The sequence below is a fragment of the Yoonia sp. F2084L genome (genome assembly GCF_023015625.1).
Taxonomy (GTDB): Bacteria; Pseudomonadota; Alphaproteobacteria; order Rhodobacterales; family Rhodobacteraceae; genus Yoonia.
Genome location: NZ_JALKAH010000001.1, coordinates 14226 through 31661 on the forward strand (window position 1 = coordinate 14226; position 17436 = coordinate 31661).

General features: G+C 56.3%; 17 protein-coding genes. 14 read left to right on the top strand and 3 right to left on the bottom strand.

The features are described from left to right. Positions 1–13: 13 nt before the first annotated feature. On the bottom strand, positions 14–1192 hold the full coding sequence (locus MWU60_RS00070) for an NAD(P)/FAD-dependent oxidoreductase (protein WP_247225004.1): 1179 nt from the start codon (positions 1190–1192) through the stop codon (positions 14–16). 183 nt (positions 1193–1375) lie between these two features. Between MWU60_RS00070 and ftsW the strand changes: the two genes are divergently transcribed. From ftsW to recN, 14 genes are all read left to right on the top strand, one after another. Continuing rightward, entirely contained in the window at positions 1376–2545 is a 1170-nt protein-coding gene (gene ftsW, locus MWU60_RS00075; RefSeq protein ID WP_247225005.1) for a putative lipid II flippase FtsW, read from the top strand. Further along, positions 2542–3639, top strand: a complete 1098-nt coding sequence (locus MWU60_RS00080; RefSeq protein WP_247225006.1) for a UDP-N-acetylglucosamine--N-acetylmuramyl-(pentapeptide) pyrophosphoryl-undecaprenol N-acetylglucosamine transferase — start codon at positions 2542–2544, stop codon at positions 3637–3639. Before ftsW ends, MWU60_RS00080 begins: the two co-directional genes overlap by 4 nt. Positions 3640–3656: 17 nt before the next feature. Beyond that, positions 3657–5054, top strand: a complete 1398-nt coding sequence (gene murC, locus MWU60_RS00085; protein WP_247225007.1) for a UDP-N-acetylmuramate--L-alanine ligase — start codon at positions 3657–3659, stop codon at positions 5052–5054. Further along, a complete protein-coding gene (locus MWU60_RS00090; protein ID WP_247225008.1) occupies positions 5051–5299 on the top strand; it encodes a DUF2484 family protein in 249 nt (82 codons plus the stop codon). The genes murC and MWU60_RS00090 overlap by 4 nt, the downstream gene beginning before the upstream one ends. A 4-nt stretch (positions 5300–5303) precedes the next feature. Then, positions 5304–5591: a UDP-N-acetylmuramate--alanine ligase gene (locus MWU60_RS00095; RefSeq protein ID WP_247225009.1), complete on the top strand. Its 288-nt coding sequence runs from the start codon at positions 5304–5306 to the stop codon at positions 5589–5591. A gap of 85 nt (positions 5592–5676) precedes the next feature. Beyond that, complete coding sequence (locus MWU60_RS00100) at positions 5677–5967, top strand: hypothetical protein (RefSeq protein ID WP_247225010.1); 291 nt, start codon at positions 5677–5679, stop codon at positions 5965–5967. Then, positions 5960–6898, top strand: a complete 939-nt coding sequence (murB, locus tag MWU60_RS00105; protein WP_247225011.1) for a UDP-N-acetylmuramate dehydrogenase — start codon at positions 5960–5962, stop codon at positions 6896–6898. Before MWU60_RS00100 ends, murB begins: the two co-directional genes overlap by 8 nt. Positions 6899–7015: 117 nt before the next feature. Next, the gene (locus MWU60_RS00110) at positions 7016–7894 is read left to right on the top strand and encodes a D-alanine--D-alanine ligase (protein WP_247226124.1); all 879 of its coding nucleotides are present in this window, start codon (positions 7016–7018) and stop codon (positions 7892–7894) included. Continuing rightward, complete coding sequence (locus MWU60_RS00115) at positions 7882–8781, top strand: cell division protein FtsQ/DivIB (RefSeq protein ID WP_247225012.1); 900 nt, start codon at positions 7882–7884, stop codon at positions 8779–8781. The genes MWU60_RS00110 and MWU60_RS00115 overlap by 13 nt, the downstream gene beginning before the upstream one ends. After that, positions 8781–10115, top strand: coding sequence for a cell division protein FtsA (ftsA, locus tag MWU60_RS00120; protein WP_247225013.1), 1335 nt, complete (start codon positions 8781–8783; stop codon positions 10113–10115). Before MWU60_RS00115 ends, ftsA begins: the two co-directional genes overlap by 1 nt. A gap of 176 nt (positions 10116–10291) precedes the next feature. Further along, on the top strand, positions 10292–11908 hold the full coding sequence (ftsZ, locus tag MWU60_RS00125) for a cell division protein FtsZ (protein ID WP_247225014.1): 1617 nt from the start codon (positions 10292–10294) through the stop codon (positions 11906–11908). A gap of 222 nt (positions 11909–12130) precedes the next feature. Further along, positions 12131–13048 (top strand): UDP-3-O-acyl-N-acetylglucosamine deacetylase, encoded by a 918-nt coding sequence (lpxC, locus tag MWU60_RS00130; protein WP_247225015.1) that lies wholly within the window; start codon positions 12131–12133, stop codon positions 13046–13048. Between the two features lie 135 nt (positions 13049–13183). Next, the gene (locus tag MWU60_RS00135; RefSeq protein WP_247225016.1) at positions 13184–14032 is read left to right on the top strand and encodes an outer membrane protein assembly factor BamD; all 849 of its coding nucleotides are present in this window, start codon (positions 13184–13186) and stop codon (positions 14030–14032) included. A 36-nt stretch (positions 14033–14068) separates the two neighbouring features. Then, a complete protein-coding gene (gene recN, locus MWU60_RS00140; protein ID WP_247225017.1) occupies positions 14069–15721 on the top strand; it encodes a DNA repair protein RecN in 1653 nt (550 codons plus the stop codon). A gap of 729 nt (positions 15722–16450) precedes the next feature. Here the strand turns inward: recN and MWU60_RS00145 are convergent. Together MWU60_RS00145 and MWU60_RS00150 are read right to left on the bottom strand one after the other, a co-directional pair. Continuing rightward, a complete protein-coding gene (locus MWU60_RS00145; RefSeq protein WP_247225018.1) occupies positions 16451–16651 on the bottom strand; it encodes a hypothetical protein in 201 nt (66 codons plus the stop codon). 147 nt (positions 16652–16798) lie between these two features. After that, complete coding sequence (locus tag MWU60_RS00150; protein ID WP_247225019.1) at positions 16799–17431, bottom strand: rhomboid family intramembrane serine protease; 633 nt, start codon at positions 17429–17431, stop codon at positions 16799–16801. Positions 17432–17436: the final 5 nt, after the last annotated feature.

Below are 17436 nucleotides of genomic sequence, written 5' to 3' on the forward strand. Positions count from 1 at the left end.
ATCAAGATCCACCTTACGACCCCGCTATCGCCCGTCCGGCAGCCCAACCAGATGACCATGCCCATTGGAAGTTATAGCCGCCAAGCCAGCCGGTGACATCGACGCATTCACCGATGACATAAAGTCCCGTAAGGTGCTTTGCTTCCATCGTTTTTGACGACAGCGCGCCAGTGTCCACACCGCCAAGTGTCACTTCAGCAGTGCGATAGCCTTCTGATCCCGCCGGGGTCAGCGTCCAGTCTGAGAGGCTTTTGCACAAAGCGGTCAGCTTGGCATCGCTTTGGTCCGCGATGTTGCCTGCCAGGGGCAGCTCATCCTTCAAATGCTCGACCAGACGGGCAGGCAAGTGTTGCGATAGAACCGTCGTTAGCGCCTTGCGTCCATCGCTCTGCCGTTGACCTTGAAGGTCCGACAGCAAGGTGCCCGTGGGGATCAAGTTCACGCTGATCGTTTCACCTTCGTGCCAGTAGGAAGATGCCTGCAACACAGCGGGACCGGACAGGCCGCGGTGGGTGAACAGGATTGCTTCGTCAAAGTTGGCGTTTCCCGCGCAGACGCGCGCGGGTGCGGCGACGCCAGCGAGCGGTTTGAACTTTTCGTCAGAGAACGTCAGCGGCACAAGACCGGGGCGCGGCGTGATGACAGGTAGCCCAAACTGCGCGGCGATTTGATAGCCAAGACCTGTTGCGCCCATCTTGGGAATGGATTTGCCACCACAGGCCACGACAAGGTTGCGGGTTTTCACCGATCGAGTACGGCCCTCTCGGGTCAAGGCGACCGTGAACGCTGTGCCATCATGGCTGATCTCGCCGACATCGGTTTGCAACCAAAGCTGCGCCCCTGCTTTGTCCATCTCGGCGCGCAGCATCGCGATGATGTCTTTGGCGGTGGTGTCGCAAAAGAGCTGCCCGAGTGTTTTTTCATGCCATGCGATCCCATATTGATCGACCAGATCAATGAAATCCCATTGCGTATATCGCCCCAACGCGGATTTGCAGAAATGTTTGTTTTGGCTGATGAAATTCTGTGGGCTGGTATGCAGGTTCGTGAAATTGCATCGCCCGCCACCTGAAATCCTGATCTTTTCGCCAGGTGCTTTGGCATGGTCGACGATCAACACGTCGGGTCCGGCATGAGCCGCGCACATCATGCCTGCGGCACCTGCGCCGATGATCAGAGTTTCAACATTCATGTCGGCTCGTATGGCGCAGCCGGTGAGAGAGATCAAATTTTGAAATTTGATCGTGCCTTCGGCGAAAGTTTGATTGGACGAAGAAAGCCACAGAGACGGTTTTTCAGTGGAATCGTAGTGAATTGAAGGTTAAGGTGTCGGCAGACCCGGCAAACGGGCGATGTAGGCAAAGAGCGGTGATCCATGACGGAAATGGTCTATGGGACGGTCCCGGTGCAATCCGGCGACCCGGTTCTGCCCCGGTGGTGGCGGACAATTGACAAGTGGACGATGTCTTGCATCCTGTTGTTGTTCGGGATCGGTCTGCTGTTGGGCTTGGCGTCGTCGCCCCCCTTGGCTGCCAAAAACGGGCTGGAGCCTTTTCACTATGTAACCCGTCAGGCGATTTTTGGCGGCATGGCGATGACGGTGATGTGCATTGTCTCGATGATGTCGCCTACGTTGGTGCGCCGTTTGGCTGTTTTGGGGTTCTTATGTGCCTTTGTAGCATTGGCGTTTTTGCCCGTCTTTGGCACCGACTTTGGCAAAGGCGCCACGCGGTGGTACTCACTGGGTTTTGCCTCTGTGCAGCCGTCTGAGTTTTTGAAGCCGGGATTTGTAGTGATGGCGGCTTGGCTTTTGGCCGCGTCACAGCAGTTGGGTGGTCCGCCGGGGAAGGTGTATTCCTTTGTGCTGACCATGGTTATCGTGCTGATGCTGGCGATGCAGCCGGACTTTGGGCAGGCCGCGCTGATCCTGTTTGCATGGGGTGTGATGTATTTTGTCGCCGGTGCGCCGATGTTGTTGTTGATTGTTTTAGCCGGTTTTGTGATTTTTGGTGGCGCAGTTGCCTATGCAAATTCAGAGCATTTTGCCCGCCGGATTGATGGGTTTCTTTCACCTGACCTCGATCCAAATACCCAGCTTGGCTATGCCACGAACGCGATCCGCGAGGGTGGCTTTTTTGGTGTTGGTGTTGGTGAAGGGCAGGTGAAGTGGTCTTTGCCTGATGCCCATACGGACTTCATTATCGCTGTGGCGGCTGAGGAGTATGGCCTGATTTGTGTGCTGGTGATTATCGCGCTTTACGCAGTGATCGTGGTGCGTTCTTTGTTGCGGCTGATGAAAGAGCGGGACGTGTTCATCCGTTTGGCAGGCACCGGTCTGGTTTGCATCTTTGGTGTGCAGGCGATGATCAACATGGGCGTTGCTGTGCGTTTGTTGCCCGCGAAGGGCATGACACTGCCGTTTGTGTCTTACGGAGGATCCTCGCTGATTGCGGGCGGTATTGCCGTTGGCATGCTCTTGGCGTTCACCCGAAACAGGCCGCAGGGAGCAATGGAAGATATCTTGCTGCGCCGGGCGAACCGATGACTGCGCCGCTTTTGATTATCGCGGCCGGTGGGACCGGTGGGCATATGTTTCCCGCGCAGGCCCTGGCTGAGGCGATGTTGGAGAAAGGCTGGCGCGTACGCCTATCGACTGATGCACGCGGCGCGCACTATGCCGGCGGCTTTCCTGACGCGGTTGAGGTCAGCGTTGTTGGCAGTGCGACTTTTGCCCGTGGTGGCACTTTGCAAAAGCTTCTGGTGCCACTTCGGATATTGGGCGGCGTCGGTGCCGCCAAATGGCGCATGTTTCGTGATCGCCCGACCGTCGTTGTGGGCTTTGGGGGCTATCCTGCAATCCCGGCAATGTCAGCGGCTTGGGCGTTGCGCATTCCGCGTATGATCCATGAACAAAACGGGGTTTTGGGTCGGGTGAACCAGCTTTTCGCCAAGCGTGTGCATCAGATTGCCTGCGGCACATGGCCCACGGAATTGCCCGGCGGTGTCGAAGGTGTTCATACCGGCAACCCCGTGCGCGCTGCTATTTTGGAACAAGAGCGATCGCCTTATATTCCGCCGGGGGATTACCCGATGTCGATCTTGGTCATGGGCGGCTCTCAGGGCGCGCGTGTCATGTCGGATGTTGTGCCGCCAGCAATAGCCGCGTTGCCCGAACATATCCGGCGCAATATCCGAGTAAGCCATCAGGCACGTCCGGAAGACCTTAAGCGGGTGAAAGAGTTCTATGAAAACGAGATGGTCACCGCAGAGGTGCAGACCTTCTTTGATGATGTGCCGCGCCGCATGGCGGATGCGCAATTGGTGATTTCCCGCTCGGGTGCGTCGACTGTCGCCGACGTCAGCGTGATTGGCCGCCCGGCGATCTGGGTGCCCTACGCAGGTGCCATTCGCGATGAGCAGACAGCCAACGCGCGTCAGTTGGTCGATGCAGGGGCTGCTGTGATCATGACAGAGGCCGAATTTGAGGTGGCACCGCTGGCCGAGAAGCTGACCGAACTGCTGTCGGACGAGAAGCGCATGCTGCAAATGTCCATAGCGGCCGTATCCTGCGGCGTGCCGGACGCCACGGAGCGGCTTGTACAATTGGTTGAAAATCTGGCAGAGGCAGGCAAAAGATGATGGATGGGGACCTGAAGATGAATGCAGCAACGAAACTGCCCCTTGATATAGGCCCGATTCATTTTGTGGGCATCGGCGGCATCGGCATGTCCGGCATCGCCGAGGTTTTGCTGAACCACGGCTATACGGTGCAGGGGTCTGACCTGAAGGCGTCGAAAATTACCGATCGTCTGAAATCGCTGGGTGCGATCATCTACGAAGGTCAGCGGGCCGAGAACCTTGAAGGCGCAGAAGTTGTGGTGATTTCCTCTGCCATTAAACCGGGCAATCCTGAGTTGGATGAAGCCCGCGCCAAGGGCCTGCCCGTTGTGCGCCGGGCCGAGATGCTGGCTGAGTTGATGCGCCTGAAGTCGAATGTTGCCGTTGCGGGGACGCATGGCAAGACGACGACGACCACAATGGTTGCCGCATTGCTGGATGAAGGTGAGATTGATCCGACTGTCATCAATGGCGGCATCATCCACGCCTATGGCTCAAACGCCCGGATGGGGCAGGGCGAGTGGATGGTGGTTGAAGCTGATGAGAGCGACGGCACCTTTAATCGCCTGCCCGCGACCATTGCGATTGTGACGAACATTGACCCCGAACACATGGAGCACTGGGGAACGGAAGAGGCGCTGCATCGGGGTTTTTATGATTTTGTGTCCAATATCCCGTTTTATGGCCTGGCCGTATGCTGCACCGATGATCCTGATGTGCAATCGCTGGTGGGCAAGATCACGGATCGTCGCGTTGTGACCTACGGCTTTAATGCGCAGGCTGATGTTCGGGCGCTGAACCTGACATATAAGGCGGGTGTTGCGCATTTTGATATCGCGTTGCAAGCAGAGGATGCGGTGATTGAAGGTTGTGAACTTCCGATGCCGGGGGACCACAATGTCTCAAACGCGCTCTCTGCTGTGGCGGTCGCCCGCCATTTGGGCATGAAAAAAGATGAGATCCGTGCAGCTCTTAAGGGCTTTAAAGGGGTCAACCGCCGCTTTACCAAAGTGGGTGAAGTCGATGGCGTGACGATTATTGATGACTACGGGCACCACCCGGTTGAGATCGCAGCGGTGCTGAAAGCAGCACGCCAAGCAACCGAAGGCCGTGTCATTGCAGTACACCAGCCGCACCGGTTTACGCGGCTGTCGCATCACTTTGACGAGTTTTGCGCATGCTTCAATGACGCTGATGTTGTCGGTGTCGCCGAGGTGTTTTCGGCCGGCGAAGAACCGATTGAAGGGGCCAGTCATCGTGATCTGGTTGCTGGTCTCATTCGCCACGGTCACCGCCATGCGCGCACGGTCGAGTCAGAGGATGATCTGGAGCGTTTGGTCCGCGAACAGGCCAAGCCGGGTGATATGGTGGTCTGTCTTGGGGCCGGTACGATCAGTGCCTGGGCCAATGGATTGCCTGCCCGTCTTAAGGCGTGAATGACCCCATTATCCTGATTGGTCTTTGGGTGGTCCTTGCCTTTGTGATGGCCGCATTTCCATCAAACGATAACCATTGGCGGCGGGCTTATGTGTTAATCGCTGTCGGTGTGCCGCTATTGATCTGGATATTCTGGCAGCACGGCGTTTGGTTTGGTCTGCTTGGTTTGATCGCTGGTTGCTCGGTTCTGCGCTGGCCGGTGTATTTCGTTTGGCGTTGGATCAAGCAAAGGATCACGAGGTGAAGGTATGACACAACTGATCGTTTTTGGTGGCATGTTGACCTGTGCAATGGTGCCCTTTGCGTTGCTCACATGGTTAATGCGGTCGGGGCAAATCGGGCTGTCCATGACGATCATGTCCGTGATCGGGGCGACATTGGTGATTTTCATTTATGCCAGTGGGCGACCCTTTGGGATTGATCCGCTTTTTGCGATGACAGTTGCGATGCTTGCCTGTGTGCCAGCACTATTGGGCAGTACCGCAGGGGCCCTTCTGGGGTGGCTTTTGCGGCGGCAAGACGACCGGCAAGTCTAGTATATTCTCCAACAGAAAGAAAATACTTGAACAATGTTCACATTTTGGCTAGGTACATGAACATTGTTCACAAAGGAGAAGAATCATGCATGGCGAAGAACTGGTAATTTTCGGAGTTCCACTGGCGGTGTTTTTGGCGTCGCTGTTCACATGTTTTTCGTTTGGCAAACAGCGATACAAAAAGGGGTTGGTCACGATCGGCCTGCTGTTGCTGGGCTTTACAGTTGCGATGTTATTTGGAATCGGAGCATCATCCGGTTGGGACGGGCTGATATATCTGTTTGCGCTGATCGGCATCGGTGCCCCTGCCGGGGTGGGCGCATTGCTAGGCGGGTTGGTCGGCTGGTTTAAAAAGGAAAAGACAGTAGATGCTTAAGCTTCCAACGGTGCGCGGCACCTTGACTGCGCACCGGCCTCTTGCGGATTTGACGTGGATGCGCGTTGGCGGACCTGCCGAGGTTTTGTTTCAGCCCGCTGATATTGATGATTTGTCCGCGTTTCTGGCAGCGCTCGACCCGTCTATTCCGGTGTTTCCGATGGGTGTGGGCAGCAATCTTATCGTCCGTGACGGCGGCATCTCTGGTGTTGTGATCCGCATGGGGCGAGGCTTTAACGGGATTGAGATACACGGAAACGAAGTGATTGCAGGTGCGGCCGCTCTTGATGCCCACGCTGCGCGCAAGGCCGCAGATGCTGGGCTTGATCTGACCTTCTTGCGTACCATTCCTGGTACCATCGGCGGGGCAGTGCGCATGAACGCCGGGTGTTACGGCACATATATCGCCGATGTCCTGACATCTGTCACAGTTGTTTTGCGTGATGGCACCGTCAGTGAAATTGGCGTTGATGCGCTGCAACTTGCCTACCGCCAAAGCGTATTGCCTGATGGCGCGGTGATTGTTTCTGCGCGGTTGTCGCCACCTGCGGCGGATCCCACGGCGCTGCATCAACGTATGACAGATCAGCTTGCAAAACGTGACGAAACCCAACCCACCAAGGACCGAACCGCTGGGTCAACCTTCCGCAATCCTGCTGGTTTTTCTTCGACCGGGCAGGCGGATGACGTACATGACCTGAAGGCCTGGAAGGTCATTGATAACGCCGAGATGCGCGGCGCGCGCATTGGTGGTGCCGTCATGAACACCAAGCATTCCAACTTTCTGACCAATGCGGGGGACGCCACCGCCGCCGACCTTGAGGATTTGGGCGAGTTGGTGCGGAAAAAGGTTTACGCTAGCCAAGGGATTGAGCTACAATGGGAAATTAAGCGGGTCGGTCATCGTCTGGGTGAAGACACCGCAAAATAACAGGCCAAAATGGTCATGACCTTAGGCAAAGGTCGCAATAAATGACGGGTCGCAAAAGGCCCGCGTAAAAGGCGGTAGGGTATGTCGAGCAGGACAAACCCGAAAGTTGTTGTCCTTATGGGCGGCCCCTCAGCGGAACGCGAAGTTTCGCTAAGCTCGGGCCGTGAATGTGCGGCAGCTTTGCGGGAAGCGCAATGTGAGGTGATCGAGGTCGATGCAGGCCGCGATGTCGCTGCGCGTCTGATCGAGATTGCCCCAGATGTTGTCTTTAATGCCCTGCATGGTCGCTGGGGCGAAGATGGTGCGATCCAGGGCATCCTTGAATGGTTGCAAATCCCATACACGCACTCGGGTATTCTGGCTTCGGCGCTGACGCTGGATAAGCAGCGGACGAAGGACGTTTATCGCAAGGTTGGCCTGCCTGTTGTTGATAGCATCTTGGCTGCTGCCGATGATGTCCGCGCAGCCCACGTCATGCCGCCGCCTTATGTGGTGAAGCCCTACAACGAAGGTTCCAGCGTCGGTATTTACATCGTTAACAAAGACGCCAACGGCCCGCCGCAACTGGCCGATGATATGCCAGATGAGGTGATGGTCGAAGCTTTCGCGCCGGGCCGCGAGTTGACGACGACCGTCATGGGTGATCGTGCTTTGACGGTCACGGATATCATCACCGACGGGTGGTACGACTATCACGCGAAATACGCCCCCGGCGGTTCCCGCCATGAATTACCCGCCGATATCCCCGCCGAGATTTTCGATGCTTGCATGGATTACGCCGTGCGCGCCCACGACGCGCTTGGTTGTCGCGGTGTGAGCCGCACCGATTTCCGTTGGGATGAGGCGCGCGGTTTGGACGGCCTGATCCTGTTAGAGACGAATACCCAGCCCGGTATGACGCCCACATCACTCACGCCTGAACAGGCGGCACATGTGGGCGTCAGCTTTCCCGAGCTTTGCCGTTGGATGGTGGAGGACGCGTCATGCGATCGCTGATCCGCCGCACAGTTGTCGACGCTCCGCGCCGCGATCCCGCGCCATCGCGGCTCGACTATCGTTATCAGCGGTTGATGCTGACGCCCGGGTTCCGCGCCTCGGTGCGGATTGGTGTGCCGATTGTCCTGATCCTGACGATTGCGGGCTCTTGGTTTTCGCAGCCAGAGAACCGTGCAGAGTTGGCCGCGACAATTGAGGAAACCAAACAGGATTTCCAGCAACGCCCGCAATTCATGGTGCAGACCATGAACCTTTCAGGCGGTGATCTGGAGATAGCGGCGCAAGTCTCGGCTTTGTTGCCGCGGGAATTTCCGGTCTCATCCTTTGATCTTGATCTGGAAAAAATCCGTGCTGATATCGAAGCGCTGGACCCCATCAAATCGGCCAGCGTGCGGGTCGGGCAGGGTGGCGCGCTTGAGGTGGCGTTGACCCCGCGTGTTCCTGTTGCCCTATGGCGTGACGGGGCGACGTTGCGCCTGATTGATGCTGATGGCGTGCAATCCGGTCAGATTACTGCGCGTGCAGACCGCCTTGATCTGCCGCTAATCGCGGGTGACGGGGCCGAAGACAACATCGACGAGGCGCTGAACCTTTTTGCGGCGGCCGGTCCTTTGATCGACCGGGTCCGCGGATTGGTCCGCATGGGCGAGCGGCGTTGGGACATGGTTTTGGATCGCGATCAACGCATCCTCCTGCCGTCTGAGGGTGCTGTCGCAGCACTGGACCGGGTGATCGCGCTCAATGACGCTCAAGACATGCTGAACCGTGATGTGGCCGTTGTCGATATGCGTAATGCCCACAGGCCAACGCTGCGCATGAATGAAGAGGCAGCCACCGCGCTGCGTCGGGTCAATACAACAACAATTGAAGATAGGGCAGATAACTGATGGGCGATCTATACGACAGCCAACGGGCAATGCGGCAAATGCGTAAAGCGGCGATGCAGCGGGGCGTGGTGGCCATTCTGGATGTCGGCACATCCAAGATCGCGTGTCTGGTACTGCGTTTTGATGGACCTGAACAGTTTCGCAGCAGCGATGGCATTGGCTCGCTCGCCGGACAATCGCAGTTTCGCGTGATTGGTGCGGCGACCACTCGTTCGCGCGGTGTGCGCTTTGGTGAAGTGGATGCGATGCAGGAAACAGAGCGCGCGATCCGGACTGCCGTGCAAGCCGCACAAAAGATGGCAAACGTGCGCGTGGATCATGTGATTGCCTGTTTGTCTGGCGCTCGCCCACGGTCTTACGGCCTCGATGGCACGCTTGATGTGTCGGGTGGTACTGTGACCGAACAGGATATCAGTCAGGTCATGGCGTCTTGCGATGTGCCTGATTACGGCGCGGACCGAGAAGTGCTTCATGCGCAACCGGTGAATTTTGCATTGGATCATCGCTCTGGTTTGGCGGACCCACGCGGGCAAATCGGGAATGTGCTGAAGACGGATATGCACATGCTGACCGTTGATGCACATGCGATTGAGAACATCTTTTACTGCATCAAACGCTGCGATCTTGAACTCGCCGGGCTGGCCTCGTCGGCCTATGTGTCGGGCATGTCATCGCTTGTTGAGGACGAGCAGGAACTGGGCGCGGCTTGTATTGATCTGGGGGGCGGGTCCACGGGCATTTCGGTCTTCATGAAAAAGCATATGATCTACGCGGATTCTGTGCGCATGGGCGGTGAACATGTGACCTCTGACATCTCGATGGGTTTGCAAATTCCCGCGAACACGGCCGAGCGGATCAAGACATTCTATGGTGGCGTTATGGCCACCGGTATGGATGATCGGGAAATGATCGAGATCGGTGGTGATACCGGAGATTGGGAGCATGACCGGCGCACCGTCAGCCGGGCAGAGCTTATCGGGATCATGCGGCCGCGCGTTGAAGAAATTTTGGAAGAGGTGCGCGAGCGTCTGGATGCGTCGGGGTTCGAACATCTGCCAAGTCAGCAGATTGTTCTGACGGGGGGTGGCAGTCAAATTCCGGGTCTTGATGGTCTGGCCAGCAAAATCCTTGGGCAGCAGGTGCGTCTGGGGCGGCCGCTGCGCGTGCAGGGTTTGCCACAAGCCGCAATCGGACCGGCATTCTCCAGCGCAGTTGGCCTCACACTCTTTGCAGCAAACCCACAAGACGAATGGTGGGATTTTGAAATTCCCGCAGATCGTTATCCGGCCAAATCGCTGAAACGGGCCGTGAAATGGTTTAAAGACAACTGGTAATGCGCAATATCTTGCTGATCTGTCGATATCCGGCGGAATAAGGCAAATTTTTGTCCAGATTTGGTGGATATTTTGTGTTTTTGTCGTGACCTTTGTGCATCACTTCGTTAATGTGAGTCCCAATAAGCAGTAAACGCCCGCGGGCACGGGCAAATAAAAAACAGGCGGATCGAGTTATGACATTGAATCTCTCCCTACCGGGGCACGAAGAACTGAAGCCACGCATCACCGTTTTCGGTGTGGGCGGCGCTGGCGGCAACGCTGTGAACAACATGATCGAGCAAGAGCTTGATGGCACGGAGTTCGTGGTTGCAAATACTGATGCGCAGGCGCTGCAACAGTCGCGCGCGACGGCGAAAATCCAGATGGGTTTGAAAGTGACCGAAGGTTTGGGCGCAGGCGCACGGGCAACCGTTGGTGCCGCTGCTGCCGAAGAAAGTATTGAACAGATTGTTGATCACCTTGCTGGTGCGCACATGTGCTTCATCACCGCAGGTATGGGTGGGGGAACCGGAACAGGTGCCGCACCCATCATCGCACAAGCCGCCCGCGAGTTGGGTGTTCTGACCGTTGGTGTTGTGACCAAGCCCTTCCAGTTCGAAGGTGCAAAGCGCATGAAGCAAGCGGAAGAAGGCGTTGATGCGCTTCAGAAAGTTGTCGATACGCTGATTATCATTCCGAACCAGAACCTTTTCCGTCTGGCCAATGAAAACACGACCTTTACCGAAGCCTTCGCACTTGCTGATGACGTTCTTTACCAAGGCGTAAAAGGTGTGACCGACCTGATGGTCCGTCCTGGTCTGATCAACCTCGACTTTGCAGATGTCCGTGCCGTGATGGATGAAATGGGCAAAGCGATGATGGGCACCGGCGAAGCTGACGGTGAAAACCGCGCTGTTCAAGCCGCTGAAAAAGCCATTGCGAACCCACTTTTGGATGAGATCTCGCTCGAAGGTGCAAAAGGCGTGCTGATCAACATTACCGGTGGTTATGATCTGACACTGTTTGAACTTGATGAAGCCGCCAACAAGATCCGCGAAAAGGTGGATGGTGATGCGAACATCATCGTCGGCTCCACGTTGGATACTGGCATGGAAGGCAAGATGCGCGTGTCTGTTGTGGCGACGGGTATCGACGCGTTGGAGAAGTCGACAGAAACGCCTGTGCCGCGCCGCTCAATGGCCGCACCACTCGCACCTGTCGCTGAAGTTGAAGAGATAGCCCAAACACCGCGGCCGGAAGTAGCCGCTGTTGCAGCAGTCGCTGAGCCAGCATCCGCGCCTGCGCCACAAGAGCGTACATTGTTCGAAAATCTGGATGTGCCAGCACCGCAGCCAGCCGCAGCTTACCAGCCACAGCCTGCGCCTCAACCTGCTCCGGCTCCGCAAGCGGTAGAGACCAACGATTTGCCGCCCCCCGCCTATACACCGCGTGCTGAGCCAGCACTGACTGAGGCAGATAACTTTGTGGCACCCCGCGCAGCCGCCCCGGGCACACCTTCACCGGAAGCGCTGGCCCGTTTGCAAGCGGCCGTCAGCCGTGTGCCGAATAGTGAAGCCCCCCAGCAGCAACCACAGGCAGCCGCCGCTGCACCAGTGGCCAGCGAGGCGGACAAACCGCGCTTTGGGATCAACTCTTTGATCAACCGGATGACCGGTGCTCAGACTGACGGCGCACAGCAGCAACCTGCACGCACACAGCCACAAGTCACGGCGTTGCATCAGGAGCCTGAGCACGGTGACGATCAGGAAAAGATCGAAATTCCGGCATTCCTGCGCCGTCAAGCAAACTAAACCCGGCAAACCTGATGCATTGACGTCACGTTTGTATGGCAAGAAAGGTCGCCGTTTGGCGGCCTTTTTTCTTTTGTTTTGAATGGGTTAAAAATGAGGCCTTACGAATGCCACAGTTTGTGACAGCCATGTTTCAGACCGTTGTAAAGAGTGAGTTGAGACATCAGCGGTAGCACCCTAGTTGGGTTGCAGGGACGAAAATGCTGTGAAGGCGAAACACGCGTGCAAACGACACTGAAATCTGACGTCATTTTTGAGGGCACTGGTTTGCACTCTGGCGAAGCTGTGCGTGTTGTTCTGCATCCTGCGTCGGCGAATACGGGCATTGTGTTCCGCCGCACCGATGTTGCTGGTTTTCCAACGCTCCTTGCTGATTTCCGCGATGTGATTGTCTCACCGCTGAATACCCGGCTCAGCAATGCAGACGGCGTGACTGTTTCAACGATCGAACATTTGATGGCAGCGCTTGCCGGTTGTGGCGTTCATAACGCGTTGATCGACATTGATGGCCCCGAAGTGCCGATATTGGATGGCAGCGCCGCAAGCTTCGTGCGTGGTATTGTAAAGGCGGGTTTGACCCGGCTCTCTGCTCCTTTGCGCGCTATCGAGATATTGCGCGAAGTCGAAGTGTCGGATGGTGATGCCACAGCAAAGCTGGCGCCTGCTACGACCCTGCAGATTGATTTCGAAATTGAGTTCAAGGATGCCGCGATTGGCCGTCAGAAGAAGACACTGAACATGGCAAACGGTGCCTTTGTGCGCGAGCTGTGTGACAGCCGTACGTTCTGCCGTTCTGCTGACGTTGATGCGATGCATGCCAATGGTCTTGCGTTGGGTGGTTCCGTTGAAAACGCAGTTGTCGTTGATGGCGACAAGGTTTTGACACCGGGTGGCCTGCGCCATGCCGATGAAGCTGTGCGCCACAAGATGCTTGATGCACTGGGTGATCTTTACACTGCTGGCGCGCCGATCCTTGGCCGCTACACTGGATCGCGGGCTGGGCATGCGATGACGAACAAGCTTTTGCGGGCGTTGTTTGATCAGCCGGATGCGTGGCGTTTTGTGCAATGTGACGTGAAAATTGCGGCACGTTTGCCCGGCGTTGGCGTCAGCGCCGCCGATCTGGATGCTGTCGCTTAGCGCTGACCCACTTACAGTTGATGACAGAGGGATCAAAAGGCATTTTGCCCCCGATTTTTCTATGTTAGACCACAAGCTAACCGCCGGGGCACCGTCCCAAAGGGCGAGCAGTCAAGTGTGAATGAGGACGCATTAATGTCAGTCAGAAAGGGCAGCAACGGCCGTTGGATGTTTCGGGTCGGCGCAGTTGTCAGCTTTGCACTTTTGGCGGCCTGCGCCGATGATCGTGGTGGCGAGCCGCTGGATGATCTGAGCGCCCAGCAGATTTTTGAGCGCGGTGAGCGGCAGATTGAACGGGGTCGTCCCGATGATGCCGCGTTCACCTTTGGCGAGATTGAGCGACTCTATCCCTATTCAGAATTCGCGCAGCGCGCATTGATCATGCAGGCCTTCGCGTACCACCGTGATGAGGATTATCCCAACAGCCGTGCTTCTGCGCAGCGCTATCTTGATTTTTATCCGGCAGAAGAAGATGCGTCTTATGCGGCCTATCTTCTGGCGCTGTCTTATTATGATCAGATTGACGAAGTCGGTCGCGATCAGGGCCTGACGTTCCAAGCCTTGCAATCGCTGCGCCGGGTGATTGAGCAATATCCAGACAGTGAATATGCCCGCACCTCCGTGCTGAAGTTTGATCTCGCGTTTGATCATTTGGCAGCTAAAGAAATGGAAATCGGGCGGTTTTATCTGAAGCGCGGTAATTATGTGGCCGCGTCGAACAGGTTCCGTACTGTCGTTGAAGACTTTCAAACCACCACCCACACCGCCGAGGCTTTGCACCGTCTGGTGGAGAGTTACCTTTCGCTTGGACTTGTGGAAGAGGCGCAGACGGCCGGCGCGATCCTGGGTTATAACTATCAATCCAGTGAATGGTATGAAGCCAGCTTTGCCTTGCTGACAGGGCAGGGGTTGTCTGCCGATGCCGCTGGCGACAACTGGCTCGCCTCGATTTACAGGCAGGTGCTGCGCGGTGAGTGGCTATAAATATCGCGGGGGCAGCCCCGCCCTTTGGGCTCTGACATGCTGCGTGGCTTAGATATCAGGGATATGCTGATTATTGATCGGCTGGAACTTGCGTTTCAGCCGGGTTTGAACGTGTTGACCGGTGAAACAGGTGCGGGCAAGTCGATCTTGCTTGATGCTTTGGGGTTCGTCCTTGGATGGCGTGGTCGCGCCGAGTTGGTCCGGCAAGGGGCCGAACAAGGCGAGGTCACAGCATGGTTTGATCTGCCTTCCGGACACCCGGCTTTTGCCGTTTTGGACGAAGCGGGGATCAGGGCCGATGATGAGTTGATCCTGCGCCGCATCAACACCCGCGATGGCCGTAAAACCGCGTGGATCAATGACCGGCGCGTCAGCGGTGAAGTGCTGCGCAACCTATCCGAGACGCTTGTTGAGTTGCACGGCCAACATGATGATCGCGGGTTGCTGAACCCACGTGGGCATCGGCAGATGCTGGATAGCTATGCCGGGCTGGACGGTTTGCTGGACAAGACGCGCGCCAGTTGGCGGACGCTCTGTGATGCGCAGCGCGCGCTGGCCGCCGCTGAAGCTAAGATCGCCGAAGCGCGCGCCGAAGAAGATTTCCTGCGCCACGCCGTCGCTGAACTCGATACGCTAGCACCTGAGGCAGGGGAAGAAGCCACGCTTGATACGCAGCGCCGACTGATGCAGGCGGCCGAGAAGATCCGCGCGGATATTAGCAAAGCGGCGGATGCTTTGGGGCTGCAAGGGGCTGAAGGTATGGTGGGTGATGCGTCGCGCTGGCTGCAAGGTGTGGCTGGTGATGCAGAAGGCCGTCTAGATGCGCCGTTAGAAGCGCTGGAGCGTGTGTTGCTGGGGTTGGATGACGCGCAGCGCGGCGTTGCAGATTGCCTTGATGCGCTGTCGTTCAACACGTCCGAGCTGGAAGACGTTGAAGAACGCCTGTTTGCCATTCGCGGGCTCGCCCGTAAGCACAATGTGCTGCCAGATGAGCTCCGCAGTTTCGCGGATGATCTGCGCAACCGTTTGGCCGTTTTGGACGATGGCGCGCGTGATTTGGCGGAACTCAGCGCTGCCGTACAGGCGGCTCATGCGAATTATGATGGTGCAGCTTTGGCTCTGCGTCGTAAACGCCAAAAGGCCGCCGTAAACTTGGACGCCGCGATGGCCAAGGAACTTGCCCCATTAAAGATGGAACGCGCAGTTTTTGCCACAACACTGGCCGACGCTGAGCAGGCTGGACCAGAGGGCAACGATGCAGTCGCCTTCACTGTTGCAACAAACCCCGGTGCGCCTGCGGGTCCGCTGAACAAAATTGCATCTGGCGGTGAGCTCAGCCGGTTCCTTTTGGCATTGAAGGTCTGCCTGACCCAAGCCTCTGACGGGTTGACGATGATCTTTGATGAAATCGACCGTGGTGTCGGAGGTGCGACCGCTGATGCCGTGGGGCGACGTCTGGCCGAGTTGGCGGCAGATGGTCAAGTGTTGGTCGTAACGCACTCACCTCAGGTGGCTGCGTTGGGCGGACATCACTGGCGGGTTGAGAAGCAGCAAACGCGTGATGAAACCCGCTCCACCGTTGTCGCACTGGATGAGGGCGCGCGCGTGGATGAGATCGCCAGAATGCTATCCGGCGATACAGTGACGGATGCTGCAAGGGACGCTGCGCGGGCATTGATCAAGGCCTGAAATGAAGCGGGCGTCGCACGAATGCGACGCCCTGAACATATACCTGTTACCCAGCCCACTCATACTTGTATATCTCGGCCACTCACCTCCGCGACATACAATGTTCATTTCCAGAAGAACTCAAAAGAGCCTTCAGTAACCATCAGTACTATCTAGCAAAATTGCTGGTCAGTACTTTTCTACTCACCAATTACACGAGCAATACACGCTCCATAGAAGCTAGGTAACAGAATCGGACAGAGGCCAGCAACCTGTACCAAAGTATGTCACTATTGCTGACCTAACTATCCTGAGTTGTTCGCGATCGGGTGAAGTTGCTTGGGATTTGCTGGGACAGACATGCAGATTCGTCCCGGAATCACCACTAATCAAGGCTATGCTGCTTTGTGGGCTGAATTTTAGTCGTCGGGGTCAAAATGTGGAATTTCAAGCAGTGCTTGTCGAATTGCACGCTTAGGTGGTTCTGGCGACCTTACGTCAGGCTGCCTTTTGGCCCGTCCTATTTGCCTCAAAGTTAATGTCAGTTTTGTAACGATGGACGGCCATGGCGCTGGTAGTGACACTGATTGGTTGCCATTGGGGTCGTGCAAAGCAGCGACAACCAGTTATCAGCGTGAAATCTTGGGTATCCTGAGTCATTTCTGGCCTGTCTTTGCAGACGCAGTGTGCGTCATGGTAAAACAAGCCGCGCTATTCAATGGGTTCTCAGTTGAGCAATCAAAGCGCGCCTTAGCTTTGCTGGGTTACTGTCGTTTTGTTTTCGATGTCCTGGCGCGGTGCAAATGACCACCAAAGGCTTGCGCCCATACCAACAACGCCAGCAAGCACATAGGCAACAAAAGCCGCAAAGAAGCCCGAACCAGACATTAGCATGGCGGCTGCAGCAATAATGCCTGACACGAAACCGAAGGCTATATATACGATAAACATCAACTACTCCTTCATGCTTGGGACTGACACGAAGCGAACAATTTGTGCGCTACGCCTGAACATGCCCAAAGATAGTGTCGAATTTTTGTTCAGAACCTGTCCAGAATGCACGCTTGGCGTTAACATAGAATTAACGCTGCAACTTTATTAACGCTGCAACTTTGGACGGACCCGAATTCCTCCACATATCCACCCGACCATATAGCCGCCTAAGTGTGTTTGCCAAGCGAGCGCTCCGTCGTACCACACGTAAAGAGCGACATTTAGCCCAATTAGAAGGCCAATAATGGCTATAATCGGCAGATTGTCGCGTATTTTGCCACTTCTTTCCCGCCATTGCCACCGCAGCCAAACCCCGGCCAAGCCAAAAATAGCACCCGAAGCGCCGACCATTGGTGTATTTTCAGCACTTAATGCGGCATAGCAAATTGCGCCGCCTAAGGATGTGAGGATGAAAATGACGACAAAGCCCCGTTGTCCGGTGCGATGACAGATCACAGGTCCAAATGACCACAGTGACACAGCGTTCCCAAGCAGGTGACCGACCCCGCCGTGCAAAAACGTATAGGTGATGAACATGGTGACAGGCTGGCCGCGGAAATGCGGTTGCCATTCACCCAGCAGACCCGGCCAGAAAGCACCAAATTGAAATGCCACCAGCCGCCAGATGGGTGATCCGAACACGCCATGGTCCGCAGCAAGCAAAACGCCTTCAATCCCAATAATAATAACAAGGATCGTAGATATAACGCCCGGCAGGGCAGGTCTAACCGACCGCATTCCGC